This is a genomic window from Marinigracilibium pacificum (genome assembly GCF_012926615.1).
In the GTDB taxonomy this organism is placed as follows: Bacteria; Bacteroidota; Bacteroidia; order Cytophagales; family Cyclobacteriaceae; genus Mangrovivirga; species Mangrovivirga pacifica.
Genome location: NZ_JABBNU010000025.1, coordinates 1 through 1,949 on the forward strand (window position 1 = coordinate 1; position 1,949 = coordinate 1,949).

Below are 1,949 nucleotides of genomic sequence, written 5' to 3' on the forward strand. Positions count from 1 at the left end.
TATTAACCCAATAATCAAAGTAACGCCATCGGACGTAAGGGATCACTATGTCCAAAGGAAACTAAAAACCATAAACAGACACTGATTGTGGTTTAGGAAGTAGAAGTTATTGAACCAGAAAGCCGTGTTATCAATGAATTAAAGAGTAAGACAGAGAGAAAAACCAGCTAATACCCTCTACACTCTCGTCGATTTACCCATAGTAACATTTTCAAGCACCGGACTTGTCAACACTGCATTCAAGTATAGGCCTATCGGCCACTCGAATGCTTAGTTATTGGGCTTAGTTTTTAAAGTTCTGTTCCGCATTCAAGACATGTATAAATCTTTTTCTCAAAATCTCTATAGGCAAAAGTTTTACAAGTTTCAGTTTTGCAACGTCTGACTTTATTATCTATAAAAGACTCCATATCCATGGCATTGCATGCAAATCGAGCCATTCTAATATCCATAAAAGCATATTCGTTAACAGCTTTTTTTCCTTTTCTATTTACTAATCCAATTTTCTTTAATAGTTCCGATGAAGTCCAAGGATTAATAATATTTCTTACAGCTGGTGAATCAGAAGCTACTTTTTTTGTAACTAACTCCTCAATTGAGAATGAAGCACCATTTACCTTTGCAAGATGCTTTATATTACTATCACTTTGTAAAAATTCAGATACTTTTTCCTTGCAAAATATGTCTATAGAATCGTTTACAACTCTTAGCTGAAAGACTTTGGACTTTTCATTATGCTTTAATTGTTCTGATAAAATACGATTACAAATTCTAATACAATCTCTAGGTGAAAATTCAGAAAAAAGTATGGTTCTACCTAAGCCTTTTTTATTATCAAATAGCGTCAATGCATCATTGATTCTTTTCGAACTATATGCCTCTAATCTTTTATTAAGCATTGTTCTGATTTGAGAATACTCCCACTTTAATGTAAAAGAAAATAACCTATCTGGGCGTGCATCTTTTGTGCAATATGGCTTTAAAGCATCCCACAAGAAGAACTTAAACCCTACTCCATCAGTCTCCAACAACTCTAAATCCTTTATTAACTCAGCAATAAAAATATAGCTGGCTTTTGGATCATTTCCGGTTAAGCTTTGTTCATCAACTTTATCAACTAAAATGTATATAGTTGAAATGCCTAATCTACTCAACAGCTCCTTAATATTTAAGAAGTTGTCCTTATGAGACATTTGTAGTTTCTTATCTAATTCAATTTTTGAAATATCTATTTCTGCTCCCTTTGCCTTAGATATAGCTTTTATTACATCACTAATCGGTCCTTTAAACCTTTTCCAAATATCAAAAGCATGATCTTCAATTGTTTTCAAAGAGTTTATTGCTTGCTTCGGAAATGATGCAGGGGTATCAAACAAATAAATTCGACAAAGTTTGTATATATATTGCCTTTCTGAAAAATCGAATTCATAGATGTAATCAAAATCGTCCAATGAGTGTAATCTATTGAAAAAAGATAAAAGTAATAATCTGTTTAAATATTCTAGATGATAAGATAGACCTACTTCATCAATGGATTTAAAGTTTGATAAATCATGATCAGTATATGTTACAGTAAGAACTTCATCAAAATCAGCGGCTCTTTTCTCAATCATTACTCTTTGAGCTGTTTTACCTCCTCCTCTAGGTGCATAAATAATATTAGAGACTGGTGCTTCAATGTCTCCCCAAACATCTTCAAAATAATCAGGATAAATGAAATACTGATCAATTAGATCTGCTTCTTTATCTGCATTTGTATATTGGAAAGGGTTTTCATTTAGACCTAGACTCTCAATATATTCCTTTTTCGTCATTTCTTTTTAATTAAGCCCAACGTACTTATGTAAAATGCGTTTTAATGCATTTTTACATAGTGTTAGCTGTTTCTTTTATTTTTTTGTTCAATATGCAGATATTTCCAGTTATGATAATCCAGACCTAAATCGTTA

At 32.0% G+C, this 1,949-nt stretch carries 1 protein-coding gene; it reads right to left on the bottom strand.

Annotated elements, in window-relative coordinates:
- Nucleotides 1-290: 290 nt before the first annotated feature.
- On the bottom strand, nucleotides 291-1,814 hold the full coding sequence (locus tag HH304_RS21050) for a P-loop ATPase, Sll1717 family (protein WP_169685274.1): 1,524 nt from the start codon (nucleotides 1,812-1,814) through the stop codon (nucleotides 291-293).
- Nucleotides 1,815-1,949: the final 135 nt, after the last annotated feature.